We start from the raw sequence: 14,692 nt of genomic DNA on the forward strand, positions 1-14,692 counted from the left end.
GGCGCCGATGGTCAGGACAGTTTCGCGCCGATGTGGATGGCGACCGCGTCGTGGGCGTTGATGTTGGCGGCGAACCAGCCGTTGCCGTCGACGGTGATCACCGGCCCGCTGCAGGAGCCGTTGCTGTAGTCGCCGTGGATGACGTCGCAGTAGCGGCCGGCGGGCAGGCCCGTGTAGTACGAGCGGCCGGTGATGGCGAAGTCCTCGTCGTTGATGGTGAGGTAGCCCTTGCCGGCCCGGCTGAACGCGATGTGCTGCCAGCCGTTGTCGTACCAGTTGGCGACGCCAGCGCCCTGGGTGGCGTTGTTGAAGGCGACCATGTTGGCGATCACCCGCCAGCGGTGCTCGCACTCCCAGCCGGAGTAGCAGGTGGTGTTGAGCGTCTTGTTGCCGGCGTCCGAGGGCGGGCCCTGGTCCCGGTTGCTGAACGTGTAGCTGGACATCACCGCCGGCGTGCCGTACGGCCAGGCCAGCATGAAGGCATTGGCCAGGGCGTACTCGCCCCGGTCCCGGTAGGTCAGCACCCCGCCGTCGCGCTGGGTGTCGTGGTTGTCGGTGAAGACCACCGCCTGGCTGCCGGGCAGGTAACCCCAGGACTCGCCGAAGTTCTTCAGGTACGCCAGCCGCTCGGTGTTGAACATCCGGGCCAGGTCCTTGCCGTACCGGAACTCGTGCACGTCGCCGTTGCCGGTGTACTCGGTCGGCTGGATCGGCTCACCGGCGCCGTAGATGACCTCCTGCACGAGGTACGCCGAGCGGGAGAGCTTGCCCTTGATGGCGGCGATGTCGGCGGCCGGCATGTGCTTGCTGGCATCCAGCCGGAACCCGTCCACGCCGAGCGAGAGCAGGTCGTTCAGGTACGTCGCGAGCCGGGTGCGTACGTAGTCCGACTCGGTCCTGAGGTCGGCGAGGTTGACCAGTTCGCAGTTCTGCACCTCGTACCGGTCCTGGTAGTTGACGATGTCGTTGTTGCCGTTGCGACCGCAGTAGTGGAAGTCCTGCGACCCGTAGTTGCCCGGGTAGTTGTAGTGGCCGTACGTGGTGCCGGCCCAACCGGTGCCGCCGTTGTCCTGTCCGGACATGTGGTTGACGACCGCGTCCACGATCACCTTCACCCCGGCGGCGTGGCAGGTGTTCACCATGGACTGGAACTGCGCCCGGGTGCCCTTGCGTGACTCGATCCGGTAGCTGACCGGCTGGTAGGCCACCCACCACGGGTTGCCCGTGACGTGCTCCTGCGGCGGGGAGACCTGTACGTAGCCGTACCCCTTGGGGCCCAGCACGTTGGTGCACTCGCTGGCCACCGAGGCCCAGTTCCACTCGAAGAGCTGGACGATGACCTTCTTGCTGCCGGGGGTGGCCGCGGCGGCCGGGGGCGCCGCCACGCTGGTCGGGATGAGCAGGCTGGCGGCCAGGCCGAGGGCGAGGGCCACGCGGCGTCGACGTTGCTGCATCGGGGACTCCTGCGGGGACGGGGGGACGGGGTGTTGCGGCGCGGGAGTGAGCTTCAGTGCCGGCTTCTTGCAGAGGCGGCCTGAAATTTTCGGCAAGGTTACAAGCCGCTTGCAGTCGCTGTCAACGCATGGAAATACATCACTGCCAAGGCAAAAAGGGGCGGGGGCCGGGCGAGGCCCGACCCCCGCCGTCGCGGGTCGACCGGTCAGCGGACCGGGGTGAGCCGGTCGGTGCCGAGCTTGTCGCGGAGCACCTCGGGCACCAGCACCGAGCCGTCGGGCTGCTGGAACTGCTCCAGGATGGCCGGGAAGAGGCGGCTGGTGGCCAGCGCCGAACCGTTGAGGGTGTGCACGAAGCGGGTCTGCTTGCCGCCCGGCTCGCGGTAGCGGATGGCCGCCCGGCGGGCCTGGTAGTCGCCGGCCCAGGAGACCGACGAGACCTCCTTGTACTTGCCGGTGCTCGGCATCCAGACCTCGATGTCGAGGGTCTTCTTCATCGAGGCGCTGGCGTCGCCGGCCGCGAGCAGGCTGGTCTGGTAGTGCAGGCCCAGCCCCTCGACCAGGCGCTCCACGTGGGCGACCATCTCCGCCAGCGCGGCGTCCGCCTGCTCGGGCAGGGTGAACTGGAAGATCTCCACCTTGTTGAACTGGTGGCCACGGACCGTGCCACGCTCGTCGGAGTGCGAGCCGGCGGCCTCGCGCCGGTAGCACGGGGTGTAGGCGAACGCCTTCAGCGGCAGCTTCGCGGTCTCCAGGATCTCGTCCTGGAACGCCCCGAGGATCGCCGTCTCCGCGGTGGGCAGCAGGAACTGCCCGCGCGGGGCGGACTGGCGGTCCAGATGGTAGACGTCGTCGTAGAACTTGGGGAACTGGCCGGCGGCGAAGCCGGCGCTGTCCAGCAGCAGGTGCGGCGGAAGCAGGAACTCGTACCCGGCCTGGATGTCCTGCTCGATCAGCCAGTTGAGAAGTGCCCACTCCAGCCGGGCGCCCATGCCGGTGTACATCCAGAAGCCGGAACCGCCGAGCTTGACCCCGCGCTCGTGGTCGACCAGGCCGAGCGCGCGGCTCAGCTCCACGTGGTCCCGTACCTTTTCGATGGCCGGCGGCTCGCCGAAGGTCCTGACGACCCGGTTCGCCTCCTTGCCGCCGGCGACGACATCGTCGGCGGGCAGGTTGGGCAGCTCGCTCATCGCGGTGCGCAGCCGGGACTGCACCTCGTCCAGCTGGGACTCCAGCTCGGCGAGCTGCTTGCGCTCGGCCTCCGGCGCGACCGGCTCCGGCTCCCTGCCGGCCCGCTTCGCCTCCGCGTACGCCCGCGCCTCCGCCTTGCGGCGCTGCCGCTCGGCGTCGATCTCGGTGATCAGGCCGCGACGTTCCTGGTCGAGCCGCTGGATCTCGTCCAACGCCCGGTCGACCTCGGCGGGATCCAGCCGCTTCGCCAGCGCGGTCGCCACCGCCTCGCGATCCTTCCGGATCAACTCCATGTCGAGCATGCTGCTCCGTACGCCTCCGTCCAGGCCGTCAGGTGGGACCCCCAGATGCTACCGTCGCGGCCCCGTCGGCCCGGCCCGGCCCGACGGGCCGCCCAACCGGTACAGGACGACTGACCAGTGATGACGCTGCGTGATCCGTCGGGTTTTCGGACGGGCGTGTGACGTTCCGTGACGGAGCTCGGATTGCCGCGGCGGAGTGAACACGCTGCCTCGTCGTCGGACGCCTGTTGAGCTGGTCATCTCTGCGTAGACGCAGTGCCGGCCGACTCACCCCACCGGCCCCTTTGCTCTGCAGCCATACGGGCAACAGTCACCCACGGTTGCCGCTGCGCATATGACTGCAAAGCAAAGGCGGAAGTGGGGTGGATGCGGGCTGGCGGGCGATATGACGGAGGGTGACCGCCCGCCAGGCCGGCGGAGCTGCGGGTGAGCGCGGGTCAGAGCCGGACCGGCATGAGGATGGAGAACGCGTCGGCGTCGTCCGGGCGGCGGACGGCCAGCGGGGTGATCGGCCCGTCCAGCTCCAGTACGAGCTGGCCGCGGTCCCCGGCGTCCAGGGCCTCGAGCAGGTACTCCCGGTTCACCCCGACCCGCACCCCGTCCGGGTCCGCCGCGTCGTCCGGCCCGACGACGCGCAGCCCGCCCCGGCCGTCCAGGCCGAGCACGGTCACCTCGGCCGGCACCCCGGCGTACTCGCGGACCACCACCGGGGCGTCGTCGGCGGTGAGCGCGCCGCGCAGGGCGACCACGTCGACCGGGATCCGGTACGCGGGCGCGCCGGGCACCAGCCCGTGCAGGAACCGGCGGTAGTCCGGGAAGTCGTACGGCAGCGCCGCGGCGGCCACCGGGCGGCCGGCGACCGCGACCTCGACCCGGTCCGGCGCGACGGTGAGGTGGGCCTCCGGCGTGATCCCCTCGCCGGTGTCCAGCAGGGCGCGCAGCTCGTCGACCGCGTCCGCCGGCAGCAGCGTCCGCACGGCCGGACCGTCGACCTTCCCGGCCGCCCGGGCCACCGCCAGCCGGTGTCGGTCGGTGGCGACCAGCCGTACGCCGTCCGCGTCCACCTCCAGCAGCACGCCCGCCAGCACCGGCAGCTCAGGGTCGGTGCCGACGGCGAACCGGACGGCGTCGACGGCGGCGGCCAGGTCGGCCCGGCGCAGCACGAGTCGGGTGGTCATGGCGATCTCCTCCGGATCGATCAGGGTACGGATCCGGGAGAGCTCACGGCGGGCGTCGGCGAGACCGTCCTCCAGCCGGCGCAGGTGCGCGTCCAGCAGCCGGTGGACCACCGCCGGCTCGTGCCGCTGCGCCAGGGCCTCGGCGATCCCGGCCAGCGGCATTCCGACCCGGCGCAGCCCGGCGACCAGCCGGGCCGGGGCGACCTGGTCGTCGGTGTACCAGCGGTAGCCGGTGGCCGGGTCGACCAGTGCCGGGACCAGCACCCCGGAACGGTCGTAGAACCGCAGCGCGCTGACCGTCAGCCCGCTGGCCCGGGCCAGCTCGCCGATGCTGCGCAGTTTGCTCTCCACGCCGTGATCCTGTGGTCTCAACCTGGTCGAGGGTCAATTCTGCCGCAGTACGCGGAAGGTGATGCCGGCCCGGGTGAGGCGCTCCAGCAGGGCGTCGCCCATCGCGGTCACCGTGGTCACCTGCCCGGCGGTGGGCGGCAGGTCGTCGAAGGCCAGGCACAGGGCCGACTCGGCGAGCATCTTGGCGGTTTCGTCGTACCCGGGGTCGCCGCCGGCCACCTCGGTCACCACGGTCCGGCCGCCGCCGGTGCCGACGAACCGGACCCGGAACCAGGACCGGGCCCGCTGCTCGGCGCTCGGCCCCTGCCCGGGGGCGAGCCGGCCGAGCAGCCAGCGCCGGGCCGGCGGCAGCTTCACCAGCCCGACCAGGGCGGCCAGCCCCACCCCGGCGGCCAGGACGGTCGGCAGCCGCTTCACGGCCGCGAAGTGGCGGTAGCGGAAGTCCGGGCCGTACTCCGGGCGGGCCGCCGCCGAGCGGCGGACGATCCGCGGGTCGATGGTGGGCAGCGGCACCGCCCACCCGCCGGCCTCCGTCGCCCGGCCCACCCTTCCGGGCACCGCGCGGACCCGGCGGCCCGCCGGCCGCGGCTCCACCGCCCGGCGCGCCCTCGCCGCCCGCCGCGCCTGACGGGCACGCGACAACGCGGTGAGCGCAGAGTGGTACGTGCCGGCGGAGAAGCGTCCCCCGGCCCGGACGTAGCCGTCCACGCTGACCGGCCCGTCGGCGGGCAGCTGCCGGACCGTGAACCAGACGCCCAGGTCGTGCGGGATCGAGTCGAAGCCGCAGGCGTGCACCAGCCGCGCGCCGGTGCGCACCGCCTCGGCGTGGTGGCGCACGTACATCAGGTCGACGAACTCCGGCTCACCGGCGATGTCGACGTAGTCGGTGCCGGCGGCGGCGCACGCCGCGACCAGCGGCTCCCCGTGCCGGAGGTACGGGCCGACGGTGGTGGCGACCACCCGGGCACGCTCGGCGACCGCGTGCAGCGACGCCGGGTCGGTGACGTCGGCGGTCAGCAGCGGCAGCTCGGCCAGGCCCGCGTCGATCCCGGCCAGCCGCTCGCGTACCCCGGCCAGCCTGGTCGGGTCGCGGCCGGCCAGCGCCCAGCGCAGCCCCGGCGGGGCGTGCCGGGCCAGGTACTCGGCGGTGAGGCCGCCGGTGAACCCGGTGGCGCCGAGCAGGACCAGATCGTACGGGCGGTCGTCGCGCACCCGCCGAGTGTGCCACCCCGGCCGGCGCGGCTCACGGCGAGAAGACCGCCCGGACGCAGCCGTCGGCCCGGTCGCGGAACAGCGCGTACCCGTCCGGACCCCGCTCCAGCGGCAGGTGGTGGGTGGCCAGGTGCTCGGTACGCAGCTCGTCGCGGGCCATCCGCTCCAGCAGCATCGGGATCCACCGCTGCCCGTGCTGCCGGGCGCTGCGTACGGTCAGGCCCTTGTTCATCACCGCGCCCAGCGGGAACGTGTCGACGAACCCGGTCCAGGTGCCGAGCACCACCACCGTGCCGCCCTTGCGGCAGGCGTGCACCGCCTCACGCAACGCCAGCGGCCGGTCCGCGCCGCCGCCGAGCCGGCCGGCCAGCAGGCCCGGCGGCTCGGCCGCCATGCCGACCGCCTCCACGCACACGTCCGGGCCCCGGCCGCCGCTGCGCTCCCGCAGCTCGGCGGTGACGTCCACGTACCGGTAGTTGAGCGGTTCCGCACCCACGTGCCGCTCGACCATCCGCAGCCGGTCGTCGTGATCGTCGACGACGATCACCCGGTCGGCCCCGCGCAGCAGCGCGGCCCCGGCGGTCAGCTGGCCGACCGCGCCCGCCCCCCAGACCGCCACCACGTCACCGGGCGTGACCTCGCCCAACTCCGTACCGAGCCAGCCGGTCGGCGCGGCGTCCGAGGCGAACACCGCCCGGTCGTCGCTGACCTCGTCCGGCACGGTGAACGCGCCGACGTCGGCGTACGGCACCCGCACGTACTCGGCGTGGCTGCCGGCGAAGCCGCCCAGCGGGCCGGGGTGGCCGTAGCAGCCGGCGGTGGGCTGGCCCCACGCCGATTCGGCCGCCGCCGCGCCGGTGGTGCCGTTGTCGCAGCAGGCGAAGAGGCCCTGCCGGCAGAACCAGCAGGCCCCGCAGGCCACCCCCGCGCAGACCACCACCCGGTCGGCTACCCGGTGCCGGCGTACCTCCGGCCCGACCTCGACCACCTCGCCGAGGAACTCGTGCCCGAGCACGTCCCCGGCGGCCAGGTACGGGATCCGCCCCGCCAGCAGCGGCAGGTCCGCCCCACAGGTGGCGCTCCGCCGTACCCGCACGATCATGTCCTGGGCGTTGCGCAGCTCCGGGTCCGGTATCTGGCGGACCGCCAGCGCGTCGACGCCCTCCCAGCAGAGCGCCCTCACCCGGCCACCCCCGGCCGGTCCAGCCGGGAGCGGTCCGGCCGCAGCACCTCCCCGGTCTCCGCGAGCTGCTTGGTCTTCCGCAGCGCCTGCCGGATGAACCCGCCGGGATCGTCCCCGACCAGGTGGGCGGCCAGGCCGGTCAGCCTCGGCTCACCGCCGAGCGGCCGGGCCGCCAGTTCCGTGCCGCGCCCGCCCGGCGCCGACCGGGCGTGCACCTCGACGGCGCCGTCGAGCCGGCGCAGCGGCTCCGGCCAGCGCCCGCGCGGCAGCACCTCCTCGGGACGGCCCGCCACGGTCACCACCTGCCAGCGTCCGGGCCGCGGGTCGGGTCCGGCCGCGTGAAGCCAGCGCTCCCCTCGGCGTACGAGGACACGGGCCGCGACCGCCCCGGCCGCCACCACGAGGATCCCGCCACCGGCCAGTCGTCCCATGCGTGCCACCTGCGCCTCCCGTCGTCGCGGCCCGGCGGGCGGCCGGCCACGCGCCGCCGGCCGCCCGCGTGTCTTCAGGGTCCGACCCCGTCGGGTGAAGCGGGTTCGCCCCGAAGGGGTGAACCGTGCCGGGCCGGGTAACCGCAGCCCGTGCCGCCCGGGGGAGCGGACACGACGGGGGAGGGCCGCATGCCGGAGGAGGCTGAGCGGGTCGAGGTCACGTCGACCGGCCCGGACCGGTCGGGGACGCGGGGAGCGGGCGATCCGGCCCCGCCGACCGGGGTCGGTAGGCCCCCGCTGCTGGCGTCCCGGCTGGCTCCGGCCGCCCTGCCCGAGCCGCTGCTGGTCCGGCCCCGGTTGCTGGACCGGCTGGACCAGGCGGTGGCCGGGCCCGTCACGCTGGTCGCCGCCCCGGCCGGCTGGGGCAAGACCACGCTGCTGGCCTCGTGGGCGCGGGCCGATCGGGCCGAGCCGCCGCCCGCCTGGGTGGCGGTGGAGGAGGGCGACACCGGGGAGCGGCTCTGGTCGTACCTGGCGGCAGCGCTGCGGGCCGCCGCGGAGGGCGTACCGGAGGAAGGGCCGCCGGTGCCGGACAGCCCGCCCCGCCCCGACCAGCTCGAACTGCTCGCGGCGGCGCTCGCCGCCCGGGAGCGTCCGGTGCGGCTGGTCCTGGACGACCTGCACCGGATCACCGACCCGGCCGCGCTGACCGGGCTGGAGTTCCTGCTCCGCCACACCGAGGGGCGGCTGCGGCTGGTGGCCGGCGCCCGGGGCGACCCGCCGCTGCCGCTGCACCGCTGGCGGCTGGCCGGGGAACTCACCGAGGTCGGCCCGGACGACCTGGCGTTCACCGACGACGAGGTGGCCGATCTGCTGGTCGCGCACGCGGTGCCGCTGCCCGCCGCGGCGGTGCCCCGGTTGCGGGAGCGGACCGGCGGCTGGCCGGCCGGGCTGCGCTTCGCCGCGCTGGCCCTGCGCGCCCAGGCCGACCCGGCCCGGGGCGTCGAGCGGTTCGGCGGCGACCAGCCGGACGTGGCCGGGTACCTGCGCGACGAGGTGCTCACCCGGCTGGACCCGGCGGCCCGGGACGTGCTGCGGCGCGCTGCCGTCGCCGTCGCCGTCTGCGCCGACCTCGCCGAGGCGGTGACCGGCCGGGCCGACGCCGGTCAGGTGTTGGCCGACGTGGCGCGCACCGGCGGCTTCCTCCGGCAGGACGGGGGCAACCCGCCGTGGTACCGGTGCCACCCGCTGTTGGCCGACCTGCTCCGCGACGAGCTGGGTCGGCTCCCCGCCGAGGAGCTGCGCGACCTGCACCTGCGGGCCGCCGGCTGGTACGCGGGCAACGACCGGCCGGCCGAGGCGCTGCGGCACGCGCTGGCCGGGGGCGAGTGGAACCGGGCCACCGAGCTGCTGATCACCCGGTGGCCCGAGCTGGCCCCGTACGAGGGGGAGGTGCCGGCCGGCCCGCCGCCGCCCGAGCCGCCCGCCGACGCGGTTCGCCGGGATCCCGAGCTGGCACTGGCCTGCGCCGCCGAGCGGGCGTACGCCGGCGACGCCGACGCCGCCGGCCACCACCTGCGGCGCGCCGCCGAGCACGCCCGCGGCCTGCCCGCCCCGCGCCGGGACCGGTTCCGGCGGCTGGCCACCGCGCTGGAGCTGACCCTGGCCCGGCTCGCCGGGGACCACGCGGCGGTACGCGGTTCCGCCGCCCGGCTGCTCGCCACCCGCACCGCCATCGGGCCCGGGGACGACCCGCGGGCCGGTGCCGGGGAGGACGCCGACACCCGGGCGGTCGCCGGCACCGCGCTCGGCCTGGTGTCGCTGGCCGAGGGCGAGCTGGCCGCCGCCCGGGACCGGTTCGCCGAGGCGCGCGCCGCGGCCCGGGAGGCGGGGCGACCGCGTACGGAGCTGGTCGACGCCAGCCGGTCGGCACTGCTGGACGCGGCCCGGGGCGAGCTACGGGCGGCCGAACGCGCCGCGCGGGCGGCGCTCGGTGCACCCGCCTGCCAGGGCTGGTCCTCCCGCCTGGACTGTGGGTACGCGTACCTCGCACTGGCTCTGGTGGCCTGCCACCGCGACGAGCCGGCGGAGGCGGCGGCGCACCTGGCCCTCGCCGGCCCGGCCACCGGGCAGCCGGAGGCGGCGGCGCTGGCCGCGCTCTGCCGGGCGGAGCTGCTGGCCGCGGACGGCCGCTCCGCCGCCGCGCTGCGGGCCCTCACCGAGGCCCGGGACCGGGCACCGGGCCCGGAACTGGCCGCCTGGCTCACCGCCGCCGAGGCCCGGCTGCGGGCGGACGCCGGCGACGGGGACACCGCCCGGAGCCTGCTCACCGACGCGCTGCGGGGCGTCGACGCCGAGAGCGCGGAGGCGGCGGCGCTGGGGGTGGCGCTGGCCCGGGTGGAGCTGCGGGCCGGCAGCCCGCGCGCCGCGCGGCAGGCCCTGCCCGACTGGGCCACCCCCGCCGCGCGGTCCTGGCCGCTGCCGGTCCGGCTCGCCGCCGGCCTGCTCGACGCGGTCCTGGCCGGAGACGGCGGCGACGAGCGGCGGGCCGGGCGGGTCCTGGAACAGGTGCTCGACCTGGCCGCGCCGGAGGGGTACCGGCGGCTCTTCACCCGCGCCGAACGGGGGGTGCGCGACCTGCTCGCCGCGCACCTGGACTCCGGCACGGCGCACTGGGCGGCCGTGAGCGAGCTGGTACGCGGGGCGGACGAGCGGCGGGCCGACGAGCCGGCCGAGCGGTCGGGCGGGCCGGAGCGGGCGCTGGACGAGCCGCTCACCGAACGGGAGCTGACGATCCTGCGCTACCTGCAGAGCATCCTGTCCAACGTGGAGATCGCCAGTGAGCTGTCCCTGTCGGTCAACACGGTGAAGACCCACGTCCGGAACATCTACCGCAAGCTCGACGCCACCCGCCGGCGCGAAGCGGTTCGCCGGGCACGCGAACTCCGGCTGATCTGAAGGAAGGGCCCCGTGTTAACGCCTGGCGTTGTGCAGGGGGCCCTTCCTAACACGCGTCAGGCGGTCGCCGCGGCGTCCACCGCGGCCAGCAGGTCCGCCAGGTCGTAGCCGCCCTCGTGGCGCACCTCGTTGACGAACAGGGTCGGGATGCCGGTCACCCCGCTGCGGATGCCACCGACGAAGTCCCGCCGGATCCGGTCGGCGTGGGCCTGCCGGCCCACCTCCGCGCCGACCTCGTCCGGCGGCAGCCCGAGCTGTTCGACGCCGAGCGACAGGTGCACCGGGTCGAGCTGGTCCTGGTGCTCGTACAGCCAGTCGTGCATCTCCCAGAACCGGCCACACTGCCCGGCGGCCTCGGCCGCCTCCGCCGCGCTCTCCGCGTACGGGTGCACCTCGGCGATGGGGAAGTGCCGGTAGACCAGCCGGACGGTCTCGGCGCGCTGGCGCAGCACCTCGGCCAGGTTCGCGTGGGCGGCCCCGCAGAACCGGCACTGGAAGTCGGCGTACTCGACGATGGTGACCGGCGCGTCGGCCGGCCCCCGGGCATGGTCGGTGTCGGTCACCGGGATGCGCAGCCGCGCGGTGGTGACCTGCAAGGGCGTCGTCATCAGGCCCCCTTGTCCACGGTCACGTGGTTGTGCACCTCGCGGATGCCGGGGGCGGACCAGACGACCCGCTCGATCTCCTCGCGTTCCGGCACGGAGTGGACCAGGCCCTCCAGCACCACGGTGTCGCCGTGTACCCGCACGCTGATGCCCTCCGCCTCGGTGGCGCGGTTGCGGGCGAGCGCGTCCACGATCCGCTCGGCCAGCTGGTGCCCGTCGGGGCGGGTACCCGGCCGGACCGTGATCCCGTTGCTCACGCCGCGTACGCCGGTGAGCCGGCCGACCGCCCGCTCGGCGGCGCGGCGCTGGTACTCCCACTCGACCTCGCCGTGCAGGGTGACCCAGCCGTCGGCGACGGTCACGTCGAGCGTCTCGATCGGCACGAAGGCGTCCCATTCCAGGGCCCGGCTGGCCGCGGTGGCGATCTCCGGGTCGCTCTTCTCGGCGGAGGTGGCGATCCGGACGGCGAGGTCGTTGGCGACCGCCCGAACCCGGGGCACCCGGTGCGCCGCCCGCTCGGCGGCCCACTTCTTGGCGTAGCTGTCCACCCACCCGGTCAGCGTCACCACGCCTTCCGTGACGGTCACCCCGATCTCGTTTGGGCGTACCCGGGGTTCCCAGGTCAGCTCGTCGAGGACGGCGGTCTGGATGTCCTGGTCGGTACGCGTGATCGTCGTGGTGGCCATCGGTGGCCTCACCTCCCGGATCGGTTCGCGGGGCGCGGGCGTCCGCCACCGGCACGGCGCCCGCCACACCCGATCCTGTCCGCACCCGGGGTGAGCTGCCCTCATCCTTCGGGGGTGAGCCGACTGGTTGGGAGCGCTTCCAAATTCGGCGGCCCACCGTTACGGTGAATGTCCCTCGGCTGCGGGAGCCAGCACGCCGACGGGGAGCCCGGGCAGCTCCCCCGACCCGACGAAGGCGCGGTCGCCCGTCGACCGCCGCGTCTGGCGCCGCGCCACGGCCTGGCGCCGTCGTCCCAGTCCCCCATCGGGCACCCGAGAGGAACCGCCCATGCGCAGAAGTCTCGCCGGCGCGGTCGCCGCCGCGCTGGCCGCCACCGCGGCGGCCATCGTCGTGCAGTTCGCCGCCGCCCCCGCCACCCCGGCCGCCGCCGCCTCGGCCGAGCCGTACAGCTGGAGGAACGTCCGGATCGACGGTGGCGGCTTCGTGCCGGGCATCGTCTTCAACCAGACCGAGAAGAACCTGATCTACGCGCGCACCGACATCGGCGGGGCGTACCGCTGGGAGCAGTCGACCCAGTCGTGGACGCCGCTGTTGGACTGGGTGGGCGCGGACAAATGGGGCTGGAACGGCGTGGTCAGCCTCGCCACCGACCCGGTGCAGACCAACCGGGTGTACGCCGCGGTCGGCATGTACACCAACAGCTGGGACCCGAACAACGGCGCGATCCTGCGCTCGACCGACAAGGGCACCACCTGGCAGGCCGCCACCCTGCCGTTCAAGAACGGCGGCAACATGCCCGGCCGGGGCATGGGGGAGCGGCTGGCCGTCGACCCGAACCGGAACAGCATCCTCTACTACGGCGCCGAGGGCGGCAACGGCCTCTGGCGCAGCACCGACTACGGGGTCACCTGGGCCAAGGTGACCAACTTCCCGAACGCCGGCAACTACCGCGCCGACCCCAACGACAGCAGCGGATACCAGAGCCAGAACCAGGGCCTGACCTGGGTCAGCTTCGACAAGAGCACCGGTACGGCCGGGAACGCCACCCAGACCGTCTACGTCGGCGTGGCGGACAAGGAGAACCCGGTCTACCGCACCACGAACGGCGGCACCACCTGGGAGCGGATCGCCGGCCAGCCGACCGGCTACCTCGCCCACAAGGGCGTGGTCGACCCGGTGGGCGGCTACCTCTACCTCGCCACCAGCGACACCGGCGGCCCGTACGACGGCGGCAAGGGTGACGTGTGGAAGTTCAGCCGGGCCACCGGCACCTGGACCCGGATCAGCCCGATCCCGTCGACCAGCGGTGACGCGTACTTCGGCTACTCCGGCCTGACCGTCGACCGGCAGCGGCCGAACACCATCATGGTGGCCACCCAGATCTCCTGGTGGCCGGACGCGATCTTCTGGCGCAGCACCGACGGGGGCGCGACCTGGACCCGGATCTGGGACTGGTCCAGCTACCCGAACCGCACCAGGAAGTACACCATGGACATCGGGTCCGTGCCGTGGCTGACCTTCGGCGCCAACCCGCAACCGCCCGAGGAGGCCCCGAAGCTGGGCTGGATGAACGAGTCGCTGGAGATCGACCCGTTCGACTCCAACCGAATGATGTACGGCACCGGCGCCACCATCTACGGCACCACCGACCTCACGAAGTGGGACACCGGCGGTCAGCTCACCATCCGGCCGATGGTCAAGGGCCTGGAGGAGACCGCGGTGCTCGACCTGATCAGCCCGCCCTCAGGCGCCCCGCTGGTCAGCGCGCTCGGCGACATCGGCGGCTTCCGGCACACCGACCTGGCCGCGGTGCCGTCGATGATGTTCACCCAGCCGGTCTTCACCAGCACCACCAGCCTGGACTACGCCGAGACCAAACCGGCGGTGCTGGTCCGGGCGGGCGACTTCACCAAGTCTGACCGGCCGACCGACAGCCACGTTGCGTTCTCCACCGACGGCGGGGCGAACTGGTTCCAGGGCAGCGAGCCCGGCGGGATCAACAAGGGCGGCACGGTGGCCGCGTCCGCCGACGGCAGCCAGTTCGTCTGGGCACCGGGCGACCCCGGCCAGCAGGTGGTCCGCTCGGTCGGCTTCGGCAACTCGTGGACCGCCTCGACCGGCATCCCGGCGAACGCGATCATCGAGTCCGACCGGGTCAACCCGAACAAGTTCTACGGCGTCAGCGGCGGCCGGTTCTACGTCAGCACCAACGGCGGGACGAGCTTCACCGCCAGTGCCACCACCGGCCTGCCCACCACCGGCGTGAAGTTCAAGGCGCTGCCCGGCGGCGAGGGCGACGTCTGGCTGGCCGGCGAGGGCGGCCTCTGGCACTCCACCAACTCCGGGACCAGCTTCACCAAGGTCACCGGCGTGAGCACCGCGACGAACGTCGGCTTCGGCAAGGCGGCACCCGGGCAGACGTACCCGGCGCTCTTCGTCTTCGGCACCATCGACGGCCAGCACGGCGTCTACCGCTCCGACAACGCCGGCACGAGCTGGGTACGGATCAACGACGAACAGCACCAGTACGGCAACGCCGGCGAGGCGCTGACCGGTGATCCACGCGTCTACGGCCGGGTCTACCTGGGCACCAACGGTCGGGGAATCCTGGTGGCGGACCGGCTCGGCGGTACGCCCAGCCCGACGCCGACCACCCCCACCCCGACGCCGACGTCGCCCAGCCCGACGCCGACCAGCCCGCCACCGACCACGCCGAATCCGGCCGGCGGCTGCACGGCGACCTACCAGGTGACCAACTCGTGGGCGGGCGGCTTCCAGGGCGAGGTGACAGTGCGCAACAACGGCTCGCCGACCAGCGCCTGGTCGGTGGCCTGGAACTTCGCCAACGGGCAGCAGATCGCCCAGCTCTGGGGCGGGACGTACACCCAGAACGGCAGCCTCGTGGTGGTCAGGGACGCCGGCTACAACGGTGCCCTCGGGACCGGAGCCAGCACGACCTTCGGCTTCCTCGCCGGTTGGGCCGGGAGCAACCAGGTGCCCGCGCCCACCTGCACCGCGATCGTCGCCCGCTGACCGGGCCGTACGGTGGCCGTCCCGTCCGCGGGGCGGCCACCGTCTGCGCGCCGGTGGCGGTGCCCGGCCCTGCACGCGGTGGGGTACGTGCTCAGCGACTTCGCCCC

Annotated in this window: 10 protein-coding genes; 2 read left to right on the forward strand and 8 right to left on the reverse strand. The window is 74.3% G+C overall.

Translation table 11 applies throughout. The annotated features are described in order from the left end of the window. Window positions 1-11 precede the first annotated feature (11 nt). The 6 genes from ABZ570_RS06155 to ABZ570_RS06180 form a co-directional block, all read right to left on the reverse strand. Complete coding sequence (locus ABZ570_RS06155; RefSeq protein WP_358057563.1) at window positions 12-1,454, reverse strand: alpha-amylase family protein; 1,443 nt, start codon at window positions 1,452-1,454, stop codon at window positions 12-14. Window positions 1,455-1,660: 206 nt separating this feature from the next. Beyond that, window positions 1,661-2,947 (reverse strand): serine--tRNA ligase, encoded by a 1,287-nt coding sequence (gene serS, locus ABZ570_RS06160; RefSeq protein ID WP_358057566.1) that lies wholly within the window; start codon window positions 2,945-2,947, stop codon window positions 1,661-1,663. Window positions 2,948-3,384: 437 nt separating this feature from the next. Continuing rightward, on the reverse strand, window positions 3,385-4,464 hold the full coding sequence (locus ABZ570_RS06165) for a MerR family transcriptional regulator (RefSeq protein WP_358057608.1): 1,080 nt from the start codon (window positions 4,462-4,464) through the stop codon (window positions 3,385-3,387). Window positions 4,465-4,509: 45 nt separating this feature from the next. After that, a complete protein-coding gene (locus ABZ570_RS06170) occupies window positions 4,510-5,688 on the reverse strand; it encodes a saccharopine dehydrogenase NADP-binding domain-containing protein (protein ID WP_358057569.1) in 1,179 nt (392 codons plus the stop codon). 31 nt (window positions 5,689-5,719) lie between these two features. Next, a complete protein-coding gene (locus ABZ570_RS06175) occupies window positions 5,720-6,871 on the reverse strand; it encodes a zinc-dependent alcohol dehydrogenase (protein ID WP_358057572.1) in 1,152 nt (383 codons plus the stop codon). Further along, the gene (locus ABZ570_RS06180) at window positions 6,868-7,311 is read right to left on the reverse strand and encodes a hypothetical protein (protein ID WP_358057575.1); all 444 of its coding nucleotides are present in this window, start codon (window positions 7,309-7,311) and stop codon (window positions 6,868-6,870) included. Before ABZ570_RS06180 ends, ABZ570_RS06175 begins: the two co-directional genes overlap by 4 nt. 180 nt (window positions 7,312-7,491) lie before the next feature. On the opposite strand from ABZ570_RS06180, the gene ABZ570_RS06185 reads away from it, so the two are divergent. Next, the gene (locus ABZ570_RS06185; protein ID WP_358057578.1) at window positions 7,492-10,260 is read left to right on the forward strand and encodes a LuxR C-terminal-related transcriptional regulator; all 2,769 of its coding nucleotides are present in this window, start codon (window positions 7,492-7,494) and stop codon (window positions 10,258-10,260) included. A 56-nt stretch (window positions 10,261-10,316) separates the two neighbouring features. Here the strand turns inward: ABZ570_RS06185 and ABZ570_RS06190 are convergent, their stop codons facing one another. Continuing rightward, on the reverse strand, window positions 10,317-10,868 hold the full coding sequence (locus ABZ570_RS06190; protein WP_358057581.1) for a thioredoxin domain-containing protein: 552 nt from the start codon (window positions 10,866-10,868) through the stop codon (window positions 10,317-10,319). Further along, complete coding sequence (locus ABZ570_RS06195) at window positions 10,868-11,551, reverse strand: BON domain-containing protein (RefSeq protein ID WP_358057584.1); 684 nt, start codon at window positions 11,549-11,551, stop codon at window positions 10,868-10,870. Before ABZ570_RS06195 ends, ABZ570_RS06190 begins: the two co-directional genes overlap by 1 nt. A gap of 328 nt (window positions 11,552-11,879) precedes the next feature. Between ABZ570_RS06195 and ABZ570_RS06200 the strand changes: the two genes are divergently transcribed. After that, window positions 11,880-14,585 (forward strand): cellulose binding domain-containing protein, encoded by a 2,706-nt coding sequence (locus tag ABZ570_RS06200; protein ID WP_358057587.1) that lies wholly within the window; start codon window positions 11,880-11,882, stop codon window positions 14,583-14,585. Window positions 14,586-14,692: the final 107 nt, after the last annotated feature.

Origin of the sequence: Micromonospora sp. NPDC007271, assembly GCF_040634005.1 — a bacterium.
Classification (GTDB): domain Bacteria; phylum Actinomycetota; class Actinomycetes; order Mycobacteriales; family Micromonosporaceae; genus Micromonospora.

What these genes read in the sequence shown, in the direction of transcription:
- ABZ570_RS06155 (WP_358057563.1), bottom strand. Translation starts at nt 1,454, where the DNA reads ATGCAGCAACGTCGACGCCGCGTGGCCCTCGCCCTCGGCCTGGCCGCC.
- serS (WP_358057566.1), bottom strand. Translation starts at nt 2,947, where the DNA reads ATGCTCGACATGGAGTTGATCCGGAAGGATCGCGAGGCGGTGGCGACC.
- ABZ570_RS06185 (WP_358057578.1), top strand. Translation starts at nt 7,492, where the DNA reads ATGCCGGAGGAGGCTGAGCGGGTCGAGGTCACGTCGACCGGCCCGGAC.
- ABZ570_RS06190 (WP_358057581.1), bottom strand. Translation starts at nt 10,868, where the DNA reads ATGACGACGCCCTTGCAGGTCACCACCGCGCGGCTGCGCATCCCGGTG.
- ABZ570_RS06195 (WP_358057584.1), bottom strand. Translation starts at nt 11,551, where the DNA reads ATGGCCACCACGACGATCACGCGTACCGACCAGGACATCCAGACCGCC.
- ABZ570_RS06200 (WP_358057587.1), top strand. Translation starts at nt 11,880, where the DNA reads ATGCGCAGAAGTCTCGCCGGCGCGGTCGCCGCCGCGCTGGCCGCCACC.